At 45.6% G+C, this 18,034-nt stretch carries 13 protein-coding genes and 2 tRNA genes; 13 read left to right on the top strand and 2 right to left on the bottom strand.

All coding sequences use genetic code 11. From position 1 onward, the window contains the following. Positions 1-111 precede the first annotated feature (111 nt). From phaC to ICN31_RS03610, 5 genes are all read left to right on the top strand, one after another. Complete coding sequence (phaC, locus tag ICN31_RS03630) at positions 112-1,752, top strand: class I poly(R)-hydroxyalkanoic acid synthase (protein ID WP_216258680.1); 1,641 nt, start codon at positions 112-114, stop codon at positions 1,750-1,752. Between the two features lie 39 nt (positions 1,753-1,791). Then, positions 1,792-2,532: a 3-ketoacyl-ACP reductase gene (locus ICN31_RS03625; protein WP_216258678.1), complete on the top strand. Its 741-nt coding sequence runs from the start codon at positions 1,792-1,794 to the stop codon at positions 2,530-2,532. Between the two features lie 114 nt (positions 2,533-2,646). After that, the gene (gene phaR, locus ICN31_RS03620; RefSeq protein WP_216258676.1) at positions 2,647-3,207 is read left to right on the top strand and encodes a polyhydroxyalkanoate synthesis repressor PhaR; all 561 of its coding nucleotides are present in this window, start codon (positions 2,647-2,649) and stop codon (positions 3,205-3,207) included. 2 nt (positions 3,208-3,209) lie between these two features. Beyond that, on the top strand, positions 3,210-4,568 hold the full coding sequence (rimO, locus tag ICN31_RS03615) for a 30S ribosomal protein S12 methylthiotransferase RimO (protein WP_216258674.1): 1,359 nt from the start codon (positions 3,210-3,212) through the stop codon (positions 4,566-4,568). Positions 4,569-4,637: 69 nt separating this feature from the next. Beyond that, the gene (locus ICN31_RS03610; RefSeq protein ID WP_216258673.1) at positions 4,638-5,822 is read left to right on the top strand and encodes an acetyl-CoA C-acyltransferase family protein; all 1,185 of its coding nucleotides are present in this window, start codon (positions 4,638-4,640) and stop codon (positions 5,820-5,822) included. A gap of 8 nt (positions 5,823-5,830) precedes the next feature. On the opposite strand, the gene serB is transcribed toward ICN31_RS03610, so the two are convergent. Then, positions 5,831-6,718, bottom strand: coding sequence for a phosphoserine phosphatase SerB (gene serB, locus ICN31_RS03605; RefSeq protein ID WP_216258671.1), 888 nt, complete (start codon positions 6,716-6,718; stop codon positions 5,831-5,833). A gap of 20 nt (positions 6,719-6,738) precedes the next feature. Next, the gene (gene mfd / locus ICN31_RS03600; protein WP_216258669.1) at positions 6,739-10,281 is read right to left on the bottom strand and encodes a transcription-repair coupling factor; all 3,543 of its coding nucleotides are present in this window, start codon (positions 10,279-10,281) and stop codon (positions 6,739-6,741) included. A gap of 23 nt (positions 10,282-10,304) precedes the next feature. On the opposite strand from mfd, the gene ispD reads away from it, so the two are divergent. The 8 genes from ispD (at position 10,305) to ICN31_RS03560 (ending at position 17,969) form a co-directional block, all read left to right on the top strand. Further along, positions 10,305-11,054 carry a 2-C-methyl-D-erythritol 4-phosphate cytidylyltransferase gene (ispD, locus tag ICN31_RS03595; RefSeq protein ID WP_216258667.1) on the top strand — a complete coding sequence of 250 codons (750 nt, stop codon included), beginning with the start codon at positions 10,305-10,307 and terminating at the stop codon, positions 11,052-11,054. 9 nt (positions 11,055-11,063) lie between these two features. Then, on the top strand, positions 11,064-11,567 hold the full coding sequence (ispF, locus tag ICN31_RS03590) for a 2-C-methyl-D-erythritol 2,4-cyclodiphosphate synthase (protein ID WP_216258665.1): 504 nt from the start codon (positions 11,064-11,066) through the stop codon (positions 11,565-11,567). A 79-nt stretch (positions 11,568-11,646) separates the two neighbouring features. Beyond that, positions 11,647-11,733 (top strand) — tRNA-Leu (locus ICN31_RS03585). 54 nt (positions 11,734-11,787) lie between these two features. Beyond that, complete coding sequence (tig, locus tag ICN31_RS03580) at positions 11,788-13,125, top strand: trigger factor (protein WP_216258662.1); 1,338 nt, start codon at positions 11,788-11,790, stop codon at positions 13,123-13,125. Between the two features lie 42 nt (positions 13,126-13,167). Then, positions 13,168-13,797, top strand: coding sequence for an ATP-dependent Clp endopeptidase proteolytic subunit ClpP (gene clpP, locus ICN31_RS03575; RefSeq protein WP_216258660.1), 630 nt, complete (start codon positions 13,168-13,170; stop codon positions 13,795-13,797). 19 nt (positions 13,798-13,816) lie between these two features. Continuing rightward, complete coding sequence (gene clpX, locus ICN31_RS03570) at positions 13,817-15,178, top strand: ATP-dependent Clp protease ATP-binding subunit ClpX (RefSeq protein ID WP_216258658.1); 1,362 nt, start codon at positions 13,817-13,819, stop codon at positions 15,176-15,178. A 178-nt stretch (positions 15,179-15,356) separates the two neighbouring features. Beyond that, positions 15,357-17,789, top strand: coding sequence for an endopeptidase La (lon, locus tag ICN31_RS03565; protein ID WP_216258656.1), 2,433 nt, complete (start codon positions 15,357-15,359; stop codon positions 17,787-17,789). Positions 17,790-17,893: 104 nt separating this feature from the next. After that, positions 17,894-17,969: transfer RNA gene (locus ICN31_RS03560), tRNA-Val, on the top strand. Positions 17,970-18,034 lie beyond the last annotated feature (65 nt).

Here is an 18,034-nt window from a genome sequence, read left to right as displayed (position 1 = left end):
ACCTTAATTGTTGCGGGTAAACACTAGCTTAGCCCTACGGCTAGGGTTATTGCGTATAACTATATAAACTATATAGATCGAGAATGAACTTAATTAATTGAAGAGAGCACTATGTTTGCAGGCATGAATCCCAGTGCAACACCATCTTTGGCGCCGCATCATATGGCGATGATTCCATCAGAGCGTTTGGCGGAAATTCAAAAAGAATACTTTGCAGAGTTAGCCCATATTGCGACCAATCCTGAGGCGATTGAAGTGAAAGATCGTCGCTTTGCTGGTAAAGCCTGGCATTCCTCTTGGAGCAAAGTAATTGCAGCAACGTATTTACTGAACTCAAAGCACCTCATGTCTTTAGCTAAAGCAGTAGAGACTGATGAAAAGACTAAACAGAAGATTTTGTTTACAACTGAGCAAATGATCGATGCACTCTCACCATCGAACTTCATTGCAACCAATCCAGAAGTTCTAGAAAACATTATTAGTACCCAAGGGGAGTCAATTCAAAAAGGAATTGCAAATCTGCTTGGCGATATGAAGAAGGGCAAAGTTTCTCAAACTGATGAGAGCGCTTTTGAGGTTGGTGAAAATATTGCCACAACAGAAGGGCACATTGTGTTTAGAAATGAGCTATTTGAACTCATTCAATACACACCACTCACAGAAACGGTCTTTGAGCGCCCGTATCTCATGGTGCCACCATGTATCAATAAGTATTACATCCTGGATCTGCAGCCTAATAACTCGGTGGTTCGTCATATGGTTTCCCAAGGACATACTGTGTTCTTGGTCTCCTGGAAAAATCCTGATGCTTCTATGGCGCAGGTCAGTTGGGATGACTATGTAGGTGAGGGCGTGATTAAAGCAATCGAGGCTGTCAAAGAGATTGGCAATACCAAGCAGATTAACGCCCTAGGTTTTTGTGTTGGCGGCACACTAACGACATCAGCCTTGGCAGTTCTAGCGGCCCGTAATGAACATCCAGTAGCCAGCTTGACCTTATTGACAACCTTGTTGGACTTCACGAACACGGGTATTTTGGATGTCTTCATCGACGAAGGCATGGTCGAGATGCGTGAAAAAACGATTGGCGGCAAAGGCAGTAAGGACGGCAAATACGGCATGATGTCTGGCTTAGATCTGGGTAATACCTTTTCCTTTCTACGCCCGAATGATTTGGTGTGGAACTATGTTGTTGAAAACTACCTCAAGGGTAATTCTCCGCCACCATTTGATTTGCTCTATTGGAATGGCGACTCAACGAATTTGCCGGGCAATATGTATTGCTGGTACTTGCGCCATACGTATCTGCAGAATGATCTGGTTAAACCAGGCAAGCTTACTATCTGTGGCGAGAAGATTGATTTGGGCAAGATCAAGTGTCCTACCTATATATACGCTTCACAAGAAGATCATATTGTCCCGTGGCAATCTGCTTATGAATCAACTCATCTCTTAAAGGGTAAGAATCGTTTTGTACTTGGTGCCTCTGGTCATATTGCAGGAGTTATCAATCCACCTGCAAAGAACAAACGTTATTACTTTGAGAACAACAAGATTGCAGCAACGGCTCATGAATGGCTAGAAGGCGCAAAACAGATTACTGGTAGCTGGTGGCCTGATTACACCCAGTGGCTCGAACAATTTGGAGGTGAGCAAAAGCCCGCAACTAAAAAATTTGGTAATGCGAAGTACAAAAAAATGGAAGCTGCACCTGGGATTTATGTAAAAGAAAAAGCAGCTCAAGGAAGTTAGAAGAGCAACAATGAACGAAGTTTTTTTAAGGGGAACGTAATGTCTCAAAAAGTCGCGTATGTTACTGGTGGTATGGGTGGTATCGGTACCGCTATCTGCCAACGTTTAGCAAAAGATGGATTTAAGGTGATCGCTGGTTGTGGTCCAAATTCTCCGCGAAAGGATCGATGGCTTGGGGAGCAAAAAGCTTTAGGCTATGACTTTATCGCTTCGGAGGGCAATGTGTCCGATTGGGACAGTACAGTTGCAGCTTTTGATAAGGTCAAGGCTGAGGTAGGTCGCGTTGATGTATTAGTGAACAATGCAGGTATTACGCGGGATAGCGTTTTCCGTAAGATGACGCCTGACGCATGGAAGGCCGTTATTGATACCAATCTCAATTCATTATTTAACGTGACCAAGCAAGTAATCGAAGGTATGGTTGAGAACAACTGGGGCCGAGTCATCAATATTTCTTCTGTAAATGGCCAAAAAGGACAGTTTGGTCAAGCAAACTATTCCACTGCTAAAGCAGGCTTGCACGGCTTCACCATGGCCTTAGCTCAAGAGGTTGCCACCAAGGGCGTTACGGTCAATACGGTCTCTCCTGGTTATATTGGTACCGACATGGTGAAAGCCATTCGCGAAGATGTCTTAGAGAAGATCGTTGCCGGAATACCGGTAAAGCGCTTAGGCACTCCTGAAGAGATCGCTTCTATTTGTTGTTGGATTGCTTCTGATGATGGTGGTTACGCAACTGGAGCCGACTTCTCATTAAACGGCGGCATTCATACTGGCTAATACTGCAGTGCAGCATTTATATATTGAGTAAGCGCAACACGGCTTATTTAGCTTTACTTCAAGCGAGAGATAAACTAAGCTGATGTTGCGTTGCAGTATTCAGTAAGGAAAAAAATGGTTACCCGTACAAAGCGAGCTGGCGAAGACCGGCTCATTAAGAAATATCCCAATCGCCGTCTCTACGATACACAAACAAGCACTTATGTCACTTTGTCTGATATCAAAGGCTTAGTGATGGCAAATGAAGTTTTTAAAGTAATCGACGCAAAGACGGATGAAGATCTGACACGCAATATTCTGCTGCAAATTATTCTGGAAGAAGAGGCTGGTGGGGCCCCAGTATTTTCTTCACAAATGCTTTCTCAAATCATTCGCTTCTATGGCAACTCCATGCAAGGCTTGATGGGTAACTATCTCGAAAAGACCATGCAGTCTTTTGTGGATATTCATAATAAATTGGGTGATCAGACTAAAGGTCTTGGGGCTGGCAGCTCACCCGAAGCTTGGTCTCAGATGATGAATCTCCAAAATCCCCTCATGCAAGGTTTGATGGGGAATTACATGGAGCAAAGCAAAGATTTATTTGTGAAGATGCAAGAGCAACTCCAAGGCTCACAAAATCTCTTTGGTAATTTTCCATTTACCCCCCAGCCCACTAAATCTGAAAAAGAATAGTTGTGGCAGGAAAAATCGGCTTTGTATCCTTAGGTTGCCCTAAGGCGCTCGTTGACTCTGAGCTTATCCTGACGCAACTGAGCGCGGAAGGTTATGAGACTGCAAAAGATTATTCAGGCGCAGATCTCGTTGTGGTTAATACCTGTGGTTTTATTGATTCAGCAGTAGAGGAAAGCCTGGCTGCTATTGGAGAGGCTCTTGCTGAAAATGGCAAAGTCATCGTGACTGGTTGCTTAGGAGCCAAAAAAAATCCCGATGGCACTGATCTGATTCAGAGTATTCATCCTAAAGTCCTTGCGGTTACAGGTCCTCACGCTACCGATGAGGTAATGCAAGCGATTCATCTGCACTTACCAAAACCACATGATCCATTTGTAGACTTAGTCCCTCCAATAGGAATCAAGCTCACGCCAAAGCATTACGCTTATTTGAAAATTTCTGAAGGCTGCAACCATCGCTGCACTTTCTGCATCATTCCCAGCCTTCGCGGTGATCTGGTATCGAGGCCGATTGGCGAGGTACTCTTAGAAGCTAAACGCTTATTTGAATCAGGCGTTAAAGAATTATTGGTTGTCTCTCAAGACACTAGTGCATACGGTGTCGATATCCAATACCGAACTGGCTTTTGGGACGGCAAGCCAGTGAAGACACGCATGTTTGATTTGGTAAACGCATTAAATCAAATTGCACGTGAGCATCAAGCTTGGGTAAGACTGCATTACGTTTACCCCTATCCACACGTAGATGACGTTTTGCCGTTAATGGCAGAGTTTGCTGAACATGGATATGGAGTGCTTCCGTATTTAGATATTCCACTGCAGCACGCTCATCCCGATGTTCTAAAAAGAATGAAGCGACCTGCAAGTGGTGAAAAAAATTTAGAGCGCATCTTGGCTTGGCGCGCCGCTTGCCCTGATTTAGTGATTCGCAGTACTTTTATCGCTGGATTTCCTGGAGAGACGGAAGCAGAGTTTGAGTATTTACTAAACTTCTTGGATGAGGCCCAAATAGATCGTGCGGGTTGTTTTGCTTATTCACCAGTGGAGGGTGCTACCGCAAATCAATTAGAAAGCCCTGTTCCTGATGCGATACGCGAAGAACGCCGAGTACGTTTTATGGCAAAAGCAGAGGAAATTTCAATTTTGCGTCTTTCGAAAAAGATTGGCAAAAGAGTTCAAGTTCTGATTGATCGGGTTGATGAGTCAGGTGGAATTGGCAGGACTATTGGTGATGCCCCTGAAATTGATGGTTTGGTGAGGGTTTTGCCCGCTAGCAAGCCTTCAAAACGCTATCGCGCAGGAGAAATCATTCGTGCTATGGTTATCAGCTCCCAAGGGCATGATCTAGTAGCGGAAACTTGAGAAAAGTAATAAAAATGAAGGTTGTTTTATTGATTAAGCCTATTTTTGGGCTCAGCTAAGGGGATTGTTATGAGTCGTGAAGTCGTTGTTTTAAGTGCAGTTCGTTCTGCTATTGGTGCCTTTAATGGTTCTCTGAGTAGCCTTGAGCCCTCAGAGCTCGGCGGCATGGTCATGAAAGAAGCAGTTGCGCGCTCTGGCGTTGATCCTGCATTAGTGAATTACGTTACCGTTGGAAACACGATTCCAACGGATAGTCGTTACGCTTATGTTGCTCGTGTAGCTGCAATTCAGGCTGGCTTACCAATGGAATCTGTAGCAATGTCGCTAAACCGTTTATGCAGCTCTGGCTTACAAGCGATTGTGACCACTGCGCAGCAAATCATACTGGGTGATTGCGATTACGGAGTGGGCGGCGGCGTTGAAGTGATGTCACGCGGCATGTATGGTTCTCCTGCAATGCGAAGCGGCGCACGTATGGGTGATACCAAGATGCTTGACTTAATGGTCGCTGTATTGACTGATCCATTTGGCGTTGGCCACATGGGTGTTACCGCTGAGAATCTCGTTGAAAAATGGAAGCTGACTCGTGAAGAGCAGGATGCTTTCGCAGTCGAGTCCCATCGTCGCGCAGCTCATGCGATTAAAGAAGGTCGCTTTAAGTCACAAATCGTACCAATCACTATCAAGTCTCGTAAGGGCGATGTTGTGTTTGATACCGATGAGCATTGCAAGCCAGATACTACCATGGAAACTCTTGGCAAGATGAAGGCCGTGTTCAAAAAAGAAGGTGGCTCTGTCACTGCAGGTAATGCCTCTGGTATTAATGATGGCGCAGCATTCTTTGTATTGGCTGACGCAGAAACAGCGAAAAAGGCTGGTCATAAACCTATTGCCCGTTTAGTTTCTTACGCAGTTGCAGGTGTACCTAACCACATCATGGGTGAAGGCCCGATTCCTGCAAGCAAGCTTGCCTTAGAGCGTGCTGGTCTGAAGCTAGAGCAAATGGATGTGATCGAATCGAATGAAGCATTTGCTGCGCAAGCTTTAGCGGTAATGAAAGGCTTGGGATTAGATCCCGCTAAAACCAACGTCAATGGTGGCGCGATCGCTTTAGGTCACCCTATTGGATGTTCAGGTGCGGCAATTGCCACCAAAGCTGTCCACGAATTACAGCGCGTGCAAGGTAAATACGCCTTGGTAACTATGTGTATTGGTGGTGGTCAAGGTATTGCGACTATTTTCGAACGGATGTAATCATCTAACTAAGAAATCAGCAGTAAAGCAGCATCCAAGCCGACTCGGTCAAAAGCCGCATCGGCTTTTTCTTTAACGATGGGTTTTGCTTTATAGGCAACACTAATACCAGAGCCATTCATCATGATGAGATCATTTGCACCATCACCGATTGTCATTGCATTTGCTTTAGTACACCCCAATAGGCGACAAGCCTCATCAAGATAAGCTGCTTTAGCTGCACCATCCACAATATCGCCGAGTACTTTACCGGTGAGCTTGCCATTGATGATTTCAAGGGTGTTGGCTTGGGCCTGCTTAAAGCCTAGTTGCTGGCGGAGTTTTTCTGTGAAGAAAGTAAAGCCACCAGAAACTAAGAGGGTGTAAAGCCCGCGTTGGTTGGCTCCTACTAAGAGCTCGGCTGCCCCCGGATTTGCTTGCAAGCGCTCCCGATAAACTGCTTCAAGGGCATCGGCTGAAATACCCTCAAGTAGCGCAACACGACGCCGCAGGCTCTCTTGAAAATCTTTGATCTCACCACGCATGGTCGCTTCAGTAATTTGAGCGACAGCTGCTTTTTTGCCTGTGAAGTCTGCTATCTCATCAATACATTCAATATTGATGAGGGTAGAGTCCATATCCATTGCCAGTACTTTGATATCGGTAGGCTGAAGATCAGCATCTAAGAAGCAGAGGTCACTATTCAATCTTGCTGCAATAGCGCGTAGATTTTCTCTCTGAGTAGTTTCTAGCTGCTGATTAGATTCCCACCGTTCCGAATAGTAAGCACCGTTTGATATCTGACCACCAACCGTATGAAGTGTGACTCCAAATGTTATTGCTTGGTCTTTGAGCTCAAAGACTAGCTTTTCCTGTATTGGCTCTCTAGATAGGGCAATGAGACTTAGCTTAGGCATAGCTTTAATAATAGCAATGGTTAATTGGCTTTTGCGGTACTCAGTACTGCTGATTCATTTAGGCGCCTGAGCACTTGACGAATCGCGTCTAAGCGTTGATCTAGTTTCTCAAATTCTCGTTCCTTCTGGGGAAGTACTTTGAGTTTATCTTGCCCATTGAGCTGGATATATTTTGAGCTTTGTATCAATTGAATAATCTTCATGGGATCAATCGGCGGATTGGGGATAAATTGCATTTGAATCGATGTCGGTGTCGCATCAATTTTCTTAATACCAAACCCGGTCATTTCTAAGCGTAGACGATGGGTTTCATAAAAAGACTTGGCTTGATCTGGTAGATCACCAAAACGATCTACCAATTCTTCACGCAGACCCATTAACTCTGAAAAATCATTGGTACCCGCAAAACGTTTGTATAAAGAGAGGCGCTCATGGACATCGGGGCAGTAGTCATTTGGAAGAAGGGCGGGAACACCTAGATTGACATCAGTGGTGACTTGCAAAGGCGAGAGCAAATCGGGCTCTTTGCCACTGCGCAAGGATTTGACCGCTCTATTGAGCATTTCTGTATAGAGCTGAAAGCCAATTTCATGAATCTCCCCAGACTGTTTATCCCCTAAGACTTCACCAGCCCCCCGAATCTCTAAATCATGCATGGCAAGGTAGAAGCCAGATCCTAACTCTTCCATAGCCTGAATGGCATTGAGCCGTAACTGTGCCTGCTTACTTAGGGCTTCGGGATCAGGAACCATGAGGTAGGCATAGGCCTGATGATGCGAACGTCCCACGCGACCACGGAGTTGATGTAATTGCGCTAAACCAAACTTATCGGCGCGGTGCATGATGATGGTGTTCGCAGTTGGTACATCAATCCCTGTTTCAATAATCGTAGTACACAGCAAAATATTAGTACGCTGGGTAACGAACTCACGCATCACTGACTCCAGCTCACGCTCATGCATTTGACCGTGAGCCACGCTAATGCTGGCCTCAGGAATCAGCTCCTGCAATGCATGCTTGCGATTCTGTATGGTTTCTACTTCATTGTGCAAGAAATAAACTTGGCCGCCACGCTTGATTTCTCGAAGTACTGCCTCACGAATCACGCCATCACCTTCGCGACGCACAAAGGTTTTAATAGCTAGACGCTTCTGAGGGGCAGTAGCAATAATGGAGAACTCGCGTAAGCCCTCCATTGCCATGCCCAATGTTCTTGGGATCGGGGTAGCAGTTAGCGTCAGGATATCGACTTCAGCACGTAAGGCTTTCAAGGCATCCTTTTGGCGGACGCCGAAGCGATGCTCTTCATCCACAATCACCAAACCAAGATTGGCAAATTGCGTTTCCTTGGAAAGTAGCTTGTGGGTGCCGATAATAATGTCAGCTTCACCTTTGGCAATAGCCTCTAATGCAGCATTAATTTCTTTAGTAGTTTTAAAGCGCGAGAGTTCCACGATGCGCACAGGCCAATCTGCAAAACGATCTTTCCAAGTCGCAACGTGTTGTTCGGCCAATAAAGTAGTTGGGGCCAGAATGGCTACCTGCTTGCCGCCCATGACAGCTACAAAGCTCGCGCGCAAAGCAACTTCTGTTTTACCAAAACCAACATCACCACAAACGAGGCGATCCATTGGTGTGCCACTTGTCATATCACCAATCACTGCCGCAATGGCATTAGCTTGATCTGGCGTTTCTTCAAAACCAAAGCTCTCTGAGAAAGCGGCGTAGTCATGAGCCGAAAACTCAAAGGCATGACCTTTACGAATCGCTCTTGCAGCATAGAGACTGAGTAATTCAGCGGCGGTATCGCGTATTTGCTGAGCCGCCTTACGCTTAGCCTTATCCCATTGACCAGAACCAAGTTGATGCAGTGGCGCAGAATCAGGATCAGATCCAGCATAGCGAGTGACCATTTGTAATTGCTGAACTGGCACATACAAAGTGGCTTCGCCTGCATATTGAAGATGAAGAAACTCTTCAAAAATAGGGGCCTCCTTGGGAGGGGCTACATTTAAGAGAACTAAGCCTTGGTAACGACCAATGCCATGTTCAGCATGCACAACTGGGTCACCAATCTTCAGTTCAGATAGATCCTTAAAGAGCATGTCAGGATCGGCGCTCTCTGACTCTTTTCCTTTACGACGCTGTCTTGCTGTCGAAGTGAATAACTCCGCCTCGGTAACGATAATGAGATTTTCTGCTGGCCAAGAGAAGCCATTAAAGAGTGGGGCAGTGGTTAATCCGAATTCAGAAGCACTCTTGATAAAGTCAGCAACCGTTTCAAAACCCTCGGGCTGAAGTTGATAGAGAGGCTTGCCATCCTGCCCGGCAACTGAATTACTTTCTTCAAACAATTGTCGGATGGACTCTTTACGGCCAGCACTATCACTACAAATCAGAATGCGGACTTTTTCGCTAGCAACCAACTGACGCAAACTGCTCACTGGATCAGCATCTTTGCGATGAACGGCAACATCAGGCACTTGTAGAAACTGTGTGCCTGAAGAAGTCTCTTTTTCTAGCGCTAAGCGTGCGTGTGCTTTTGCCGCAGTGAAGAATTCATCTACATCGAGGAATAGTTCTTTTGGGGGAAGAATGGGGCGATCAAGATCGTGCTTTAAAAATTCATAGCGTGGGAGTGTGTCTTTCCAAAAACCCCGTATGGCATCTTCAATGTCACCAGTGCTCAGAATCCAAACTGGATCACCCGATCTTGGGAAGTAATCAAATACGCTGGATTGTCTTTCAAAGAACATAGGTAGATAGGACTCTATGCCTGCGCTGGGGATGCCAAGGTTGGCATCTTTATAAATAGAGCAACGCGTAGGGTCACCCTCAAAGACCTCGCGCCACCGGCCCCTAAAGGCCGTACGCGCCTCGTCATTGAATGGGAATTCATGGCCAGGGAGTAGACGAACTTCTTTAACGGGATAAAGGCTTCTTTGCGTATCTGGATCAAAGGAGCGTATCTGCTCGATTTCATCGCCAAATAAATCTAGGCGATAAGGCAGACTCGACCCCATTGGAAATAAATCAATGAGGCCACCACGAATACTGTATTCACCAGGTCGCATGACCGCACTTACTGGATCGTAACCCGCTTGTTGGAGTTGGAGCTTTAGTGCTGCTTCATTCAGTTTGTCGCCTTGCCGAAAAAAGAAGGTGTGCCCCGATAAGAAGTCTGGCGGACCTAATCTTTGTAAAGCAGTAGTCACTGGTACTAAAACAATATCGCAACTACCATTGAGTAATTCATACAAGGTGGCTAAACGCTCTGATACCAAGTCCTGGTGCGGCGAAAAGTGATCGTAAGGAAGAATCTCCCAATCGGGCAGCAGACGGGTTTTTAGCAGGGGTGCAAAAGCAGGGATTTCTTCTAAAAGTCGCTGAGCCTCTTGTGCTTGGGCACAAAATATCACCATGACTGAGAAATCCTTGCGGTAGCGCAAGGCGGTTTGCGCAATCAGGGCTGCATCAGACGAACCCACTAGCCCTGAAAAGGTAAAGCGCTGCCCAGCCCGCGGAGCGGGTATGGGGGGTACTAGATTTAATGCATCAGACATCTGGGCTCATTATAGAATCAGGTATGAGCCTAGGAAATCAATCCGTAAAGAAATGCCACGCTCTCCTGCCAACTGCAGGCGCTGGATCTCGCTTAGGCGGTGATTTACCAAAACAGTTCCAAGAATTAGCAGGTAGACCAATGCTTGCTTACGCCATAGAAGCTTTCATGCAATCCCCGCTAATTGAATCTATTTGGATTGGGGTTTCCCCAGGATTTGTTGATAACCCCATCTTGAAAACCCTTACAAAGGGAAGTAAACCAATTCACTTCCTACCAACTGGCGGCTCCACACGCCAAGAGACTGTCCGTAATACATTGGCAGAACAACTAAAGTCTGGAATATCTTCCAATGATTGGATCTTGGTGCACGATGCGGCAAGACCAGGCATTACACCTGAGCTAATTAAAAAATTAATTGCCTCAGTACAAGATTCTGATGTCGGTGGTTTATTAGCTGTTCGTTTAGCTGACACCTTAAAGCGGGCTGATCTTGATTTGGCGATTGCTGGAAATATGCCGCGTATAGAAAAAACCATTCCTCGTGAGCATTTGTGGCAGGCCCAAACACCGCAAATGTTTGGCCTTCAGGAGCTGCATGATGCATTACAAGATGCGATTCGATTGGAGGCTGATGTTACCGATGAGGCGAGTGCTATGGAATTAAGGGGTGTAAAGCCATTGCTGATTGAAGGTGCAACCCGAAACTTCAAAGTAACTCATCCTGCAGATTGGGATTTGATGCAATTACTGTTGAATTCAGAAAATAAATGAAGAATAGATATGACACAAAGTAACGCTCATGTTCCGCAATTTCGTATTGGCCAAGGTTACGATATCCATGCTCTAGTGGCCGATCGCAAACTGATTCTCGGTGGTGTGCATGTTCCGTATGAAAAAGGATTATTGGGCCACTCTGATGCAGATGTTTTGCTACATGCGCTAACCGATGCCTTACTAGGGGCTGCTGGATTAAACGATATTGGCCAGTTATTCCCCGATACCGACCCACAGTTTAAAAACATGGATAGCCGCATCTTGCTAAGAGCAGCCTTGCAAAAGCTTCAGGCTGCTGGTTTTCAAATTGGAAATGTGGATGCCACCATCATTTGTCAAAAGCCCAAATTAGCGGATTTTTTGCCTGAAATGGTCAGAAACATCGCTGCTGACCTCTTGGTGACCCCTAGCCACGTAAACCTAAAGGCTAAAACCAATGAATCCCTAGGCCACCTTGGTAGGGGCGAGGCCGTTGCAGTCCACGCTGTAGCATTACTCTACAAGGCCTAAACATCCTGTAAAACCCCAAGCATTGTAGAATTACGGTCTTTAGAGTGAAGTTTAAGCTTGGCAGTGTTTGCGGATATTCGCGAGGATGGCGAAATTGGTAGACGCACCAGGTTTAGGTCCTGACGCCAGAAATGGTGTGGGGGTTCGAGTCCCCCTCCTCGCACCACAAGTGCTACTTGGCTTGGACTTCACATATCCTGTTTTTAATGAAGAGATGAGAATGGCTTTGCAGATAGAAAATTTAGGTAGCTTAGACCGCAAAATGACTTTGGAATTCGCTCGTGCTGATTTGGCAAAAGCACGCGATGCTCGTTTGGCCCAATTTGGTAAGACCATGAAAATGCCTGGCTTTCGTCCAGGCAAGGTGCCAAAGAATATGGTCGAGAAGCAGTATGGCATGCAAGTGGATTTCGAGCTTCAGTACGATAAAGCCTCTGAACTCTTCTATGAGCAAAGTAAAAAAGAGGGCATTCCATTAGCAAGTCAACCGCGTCTTGAGCCAAAGAGCGATTTAAGCGCCGACAAGATTGTGTTTGATGCATTCTTCGAGGTGTTGCCAGAAGTGAATATTGGCGACTTTTCTCAAGCGGAAGTGACTAAATACTCGACAGATATTGGTGATGCTGAAATCGACCGCGCAATCGACGTATTACGTAAGCAACAAGTTCATTACCACCCACGTGGCGAAGCCGGTGAGCATGGTGATGGCGGATCTAATGCAGCAGCCCAAAACGGTGACCAAGTTGTCATTGACTTTGTTGGCAAGATTGATGGTGTTGAGTTTGCAGGCGGCAAAGCCGAGAACTTTGAGTATGTTCTAGGCGAAGGACGTATGTTGCCTGAATTCGAAGCTGCCAGCTTAGGTCTCAAAGCGGGTGACACTAAATCATTTCCACTGAGCTTTCCAGCTGACTATCATGGTAAGGATGTTGCTGGTAAAACAGCAGAATTTACCATTACAGTGAAATCAGTGAACTGGGCGCACTTACCAACAGTAGATGATGCCTTTGCATTGTCTATGGGCGTTACAGAAGGCGGCGTTACAAAAATGCGTGCTGAAGTAAAGCAAAATCTAGATCGCGAAGTCAAGCGCCGCATTACTTCTTTATTGAAAAATGAAGTCATGGACAAGCTCAATACTTTGTGCGAATTTGAAGTTCCTAAGTCCTTAGTATCTTCTGAGCAAGAGCGTTTGGTTGAAGGTGCGCGTCAGGATCTGATTCAACGCGGCTTACCTAATGCTAAAGATGCTCCGATCCCTGCAGAATTGTTTGCTGAGCAGGCGCTAAAGCGTGTTCGCCTAGGACTGATTCTTAGTGAATTAGTGAAAAAACATGGCTTGGCTGCTACTGCAGACCAAATCAAAGCTGAAATCGACGAACAAGCGGCTACTTACGAAGATCCAAAAGAGGTGGTTCGTTGGTTCTATAGCAATCCAAGTCGCTTAAAAGATATTGAGAACATAGTCCTTGAAGATAACGTGATTAAACATTTCACATCACTTGCCAAAGTAAGTGATAAGGCGATAAGCTTTGAAGAGCTAAGCAAGCTAAACTAAGTCAAAGCTGCCATCAATCTATCTTAAAGAGGACCTTCATAAATGAACCAGAACCATCTTCAGTCTGAGAACCTAGAGCCTAAAGGTCTAGGTTTGGTTCCGATGGTGATTGAAACCTCTGGACGGGGTGAGCGTGCTTACGATATTTACTCCCGCCTCCTAAGAGAGCGTGTTGTTTTTCTGGTTGGTGAGGTAAACGACCAAACAGCTAACTTGGTCATTGCACAGTTGTTATTTCTTGAGAGCGAAAATCCAGACAAAGAGATTTCCCTTTACATCAATTCGCCTGGTGGATCAGTTTCTGCTGGTTTAGCGATTTATGACACCATGCAGTTCATCAAGCCCCACGTCAGCACCCTGTGTATGGGCATGGCTGCAAGCATGGGCGCATTTTTATTATGCGCAGGTGAAAAAGGTAAACGATATGCATTGCCTAATTCTCGCGTCATGATTCATCAGCCATTGGGCGGAGCACGCGGCCAAGCATCTGACATTGAGATTCAGGCCCGTGAAATTTTGTACTTGCGCGAACGATTAAATAAGATTTTGGCTGATCGCACAGGTCAATCCATTGAAACTATCGCTAAAGATACTGATCGCGATAACTTTATGTCTGCAGAGCAAGCGCGTGACTACGGCTTAATCGATAAGGTTATTGAGAAGCGTCCTTAATTATTAAGCAAAGACTATTTTGAGCGATACGATTACCCCAAGCACATCAGATAAAGTTTTACATTGCTCCTTCTGCGGTAAGAGTCAGCATGAGGTTAAGAAGCTGATTGCAGGGCCGTCTGTATTTATTTGTGACGAGTGTATTGATCTTTGCACTGACATCATTCAAGAAGAAATTGCTAAGCTCCCCAAAGAAGAGGGTGATGATTCTTTACCAACACCTCATCAGATTAGAGAGAACCTAGATCAATATGTAATTGGTCAGGACCAAGCCAAGAAGACCTTGGCAGTAGCCGTCTATAACCACTATAAGCGTTTGAAGTACCTACCAAAGCCAAAAAAAGAGAAGTTAGATAAAGATGGTAAGCCGGCTGAAACGGCAGATAAAAAAGAATCTAAATTGCCGGCTAAGGCAATTGTGGATGGTGTTGAATTAGCGAAGAGCAACATTTTGCTGATTGGGCCTACTGGTTCTGGTAAGACTCTCTTGGCGCAAACATTGGCTCGCATGCTAGATGTTCCATTTGTAATGGCAGATGCAACCACGCTGACTGAAGCAGGTTATGTTGGTGAAGACGTTGAAAATATCATTCAAAAACTATTGCAAGCTTGCGACTACAACGTAGAAAAAGCGCAACGCGGTATCGTCTATATTGACGAGATCGACAAGATCTCACGCAAGTCTGACAATCCTTCTATTACTCGGGATGTTTCTGGAGAAGGTGTGCAGCAGGCTTTATTGAAGTTGGTTGAAGGCACTATGGCTGCAGTACCACCACAAGGTGGGCGTAAGCACCCGAACCAAGATTTCTTGCAAGTGGATACGACCAATATTTTATTTATTTGCGGTGGTGCATTTGATGGCCTTGAAAAGGTCATTCAACAACGAACAGCTAAAACTGGTATTGGATTTAATGCAACAGTTCCTGGTAAAGATGATCGGGGTGTAAGTGACCTCTTGGTTGAAGTGGAGCCTGAAGATTTAATTAAGTTTGGCTTGATTCCAGAATTGATTGGTCGCTTGCCTGTCGTGGCAACTTTGATGCAACTAGACGAGGATGCCTTAATTCAGATCCTCACTGAGCCTAAAAATGCTTTGGTAAAACAATATCAAGCATTGCTCACAATGGAAGGTGCTGAGTTAGAAGTGCGCCATGCAGCACTTGCAGCCATTGCAAAGAAGGCAATTGCCCGAAAGACAGGAGCGCGTGGTCTTCGATCAATTCTGGAGGGTTCCTTAATGGATGTGATGTATGACTTGCCATCCTTAAATAATGTCCAGAAGGTTGTGATTGACGAAAGCAGCATTGCTGAGGGTGGTAAACCCTTGCTAGTCTACAAACAAGATCCTGATAAAGCTGATTTAAGCAAAAAGGCTTAATTTCTGAGGGTTTTCGCTATTTATGGGGCAATATTGCCCTTTTTTTACACTTTTCCCCCTTGATTTTCCAAAAGTGCGACCCATATAGGTAGTATGCTACTCATGAATATTGTCTTTATTTAGTGGTTTAGCGCTTTTAGAGACATTTGAGGTTTGATTACTTTGGAGGATTTGCCCTATGCCTGGCCACTTACTACTACCCTCTGAACCGCTTCAACTACCCTTACTTCCATTGCGGGACGTAGTTGTCTTCCCCCATATGGTGATCCCGTTATTTGTGGGTCGCCCTAAATCCATCAAGGCACTAGAGGCCGCCATGGAGACCGGTAAAAATGTCCTATTGGTTGCCCAAAAGACTGCAGCCAAGGATGAGCCAGTGATTGAAGACCTCTATGAGGTCGGCTGTATTGCCAACATCCTACAAATGCTCAAACTGCCCGATGGCACCGTGAAGGTATTGGTTGAAGGCGTACAGCGTGCAGAGGTAAGCCAAATTGAAGACAGCTTGGGTTACTTCAACTGTGAAGCTACTCCAACTGCCATTGATGCCATTGATGCGCATGAAACTGAAGCCTTGCGCCGCGCAATCATGGCCCAATTTGATCAGTATGTAAAACTGAACAAGAAGGTACCACAAGAAATTTTGTCTTCGCTCGGTGGTATAGATGATCCAAGCCGCTTAGCAGATACTATCTGCGCTCATTTGCCAGTCAAGCTTGAGCAAAAGCAACGCCTGCTTGAGATGACTGATGTAGTGCAGCGTTTAGAAAGTCTCTTGGCCGATCTCGAAAGCGAAATTGACATTTTGCAAGTAGAGAAGCGTATTCGTGGACGTGTCAAGCGTCAAATGGAAAAGAGCCAGCGCGAGTACTACCTGAATGAGCAGGTTAAAGCTATACAAAAAGAATTAGGCGAAGGCGAAGAGGGTGCCGACCTCGAGGAACTCGAGAAGCGGATTAAAGCTGCGCGCATGCCGAAAGAGGCTTTGAAAAAGGCTGAGTCTGAGCTCAAGAAATTAAAGTTGATGTCGCCGATGTCAGCTGAGGCTACAGTGATTCGAAACTTTATTGATACCTTGGTCAATCTTCCGTGGAAGAAAAAAACCAAGATTAATAACGACCTGAGCAATGCTGAAAAAGTATTGGATGAGGATCACTACGGCTTAGATAAAGTTAAAGAACGTATTTTGGAGTACCTCGCAGTTCAGCAGCGTGTTGACCGCGTTAAGGCGCCCATTCTCTGTTTAGTTGGCCCTCCAGGAGTTGGTAAGACCTCCTTGGGTCAATCAATTGCGCGCGCTACCAACCGTAAGTTTGTGCGGATGGCCTTAGGCGGCGTGCGTGATGAGTCTGAGATTCGAGGTCATCGCCGCACGTATATTGGCTCAATGCCCGGCAAGATTCTCTCTAGCCTGACTAAGGTTGGTGTCCGTAACCCTTTATTTCTCTTGGACGAAGTTGACAAGATGGGTATGGATTTCCGTGGCGACCCTGCTAGTGCCTTGTTAGAGGTGTTGGATCCAGAGCAAAACCATACTTTCCAAGATCACTACGTCGAGGTTGACTTTGATCTTTCGGATGTGATGTTTGTTGCAACGTCTAACTCCTTAAATATTCCGGGACCGTTATTAGATCGGCTTGAGATTATTCGTTTAGCGGGTTACACAGAGGACGAAAAAACCAGCATTGCTGTGAATTACCTTATCCCGAAACAAATCAAGAACAATGGTTTAAAAAAGGATGAGCTCAAGATTGAGGAAAGCGCTGTTCGCAATATCATTCGTTACTACACTCGTGAAGCAGGCGTTCGTTCTTTAGAAAGAGAAATTAGCAAGATTTGCCGTAAGGTAGTGAAACTTTTGCTCTTGAAGAAAGAGGCCGCTCCAATAGTGGTCAATGCTGATAATCTTGAGAAATTCTTATCTGTGCGGATGTATGACTTTGGTTTAGCAGCTAAAGAAAATCAGGTTGGTCAAGTTACCGGTCTCGCTTGGACAGAAGTTGGTGGTGATCTCTTGACTATTGAGGCAGCAGTCATGCCAGGTAAGGGCGTTATTACTCGTACAGGCTCTATTGGCGACGTTATGAAAGAGTCCGTTGAAGCTGCGCGTACTGTGGTGCGCTCTAGATCCAAGATTCTTGGCATTACTGATGAAGCGTTTGAGAAAAAAGATATTCATATTCACTTTCCTGATGGCGCCACTCCAAAAGATGGTCCTTCTGCTGGTATTGCCATTACAACTGCTTTGGTTTCTGTTTTCACCGGAATTCCAATTCGCTCAGATGTTGCAATGACTGGTGAGATCACCTTACGTGGTGAGGTTCTACCGATTGGCGGCTTGAAAGAGAAGCTATTGGCGGCCCATCGCGGCGGTATCAAGTTAGCCTTGATACCAGAAGAGAATGTGAAAGACTTGATTGATATTCCGGACAACGTGAAGAATGCAATTGAAATCATTCCTGTGCGCTGGATTGATAAGGTATTAGAGCTTGCATTGGAGCGTATGCCGGTAGCCTTGCCAGACCCAACACCTGAAGAACTTGCTAAGAAAGCATCTGAGGCTAGCAAAGCTAACGAGAAATTGTCTTCAGGCGAGATTCTCAAGCACTAAAAGTAGCGGTGTTTTCCGTCTTTTCTAGCTCTACATGTAGGGCTGATTTGACGGGAAACTCGCGTTTTTATGCACTTAGGTTACAATCCTTTCTGTAATATTTGGGGCGCTTAGCTCAGTTGGTAGAGCGTCTGCCTTACACGCAGAATGTCGGGAGTTCGAGCCTCTCAGCGCCCACCAAATGTTTACTTCTTCTGAGCCTGTTCCAAGGCGTCCAAGCTTCCGAATCCCGCCGCCTAGTACAC

It is taken from the genome of Polynucleobacter sp. UB-Piko-W3 (assembly GCF_018881635.1).
In the GTDB taxonomy this organism is placed as follows: domain Bacteria; phylum Pseudomonadota; class Gammaproteobacteria; order Burkholderiales; family Burkholderiaceae; genus Polynucleobacter.
Note: the sequence above shows the minus strand (reverse complement) of the source record. Positions and strands in the feature narration are given on the sequence as shown.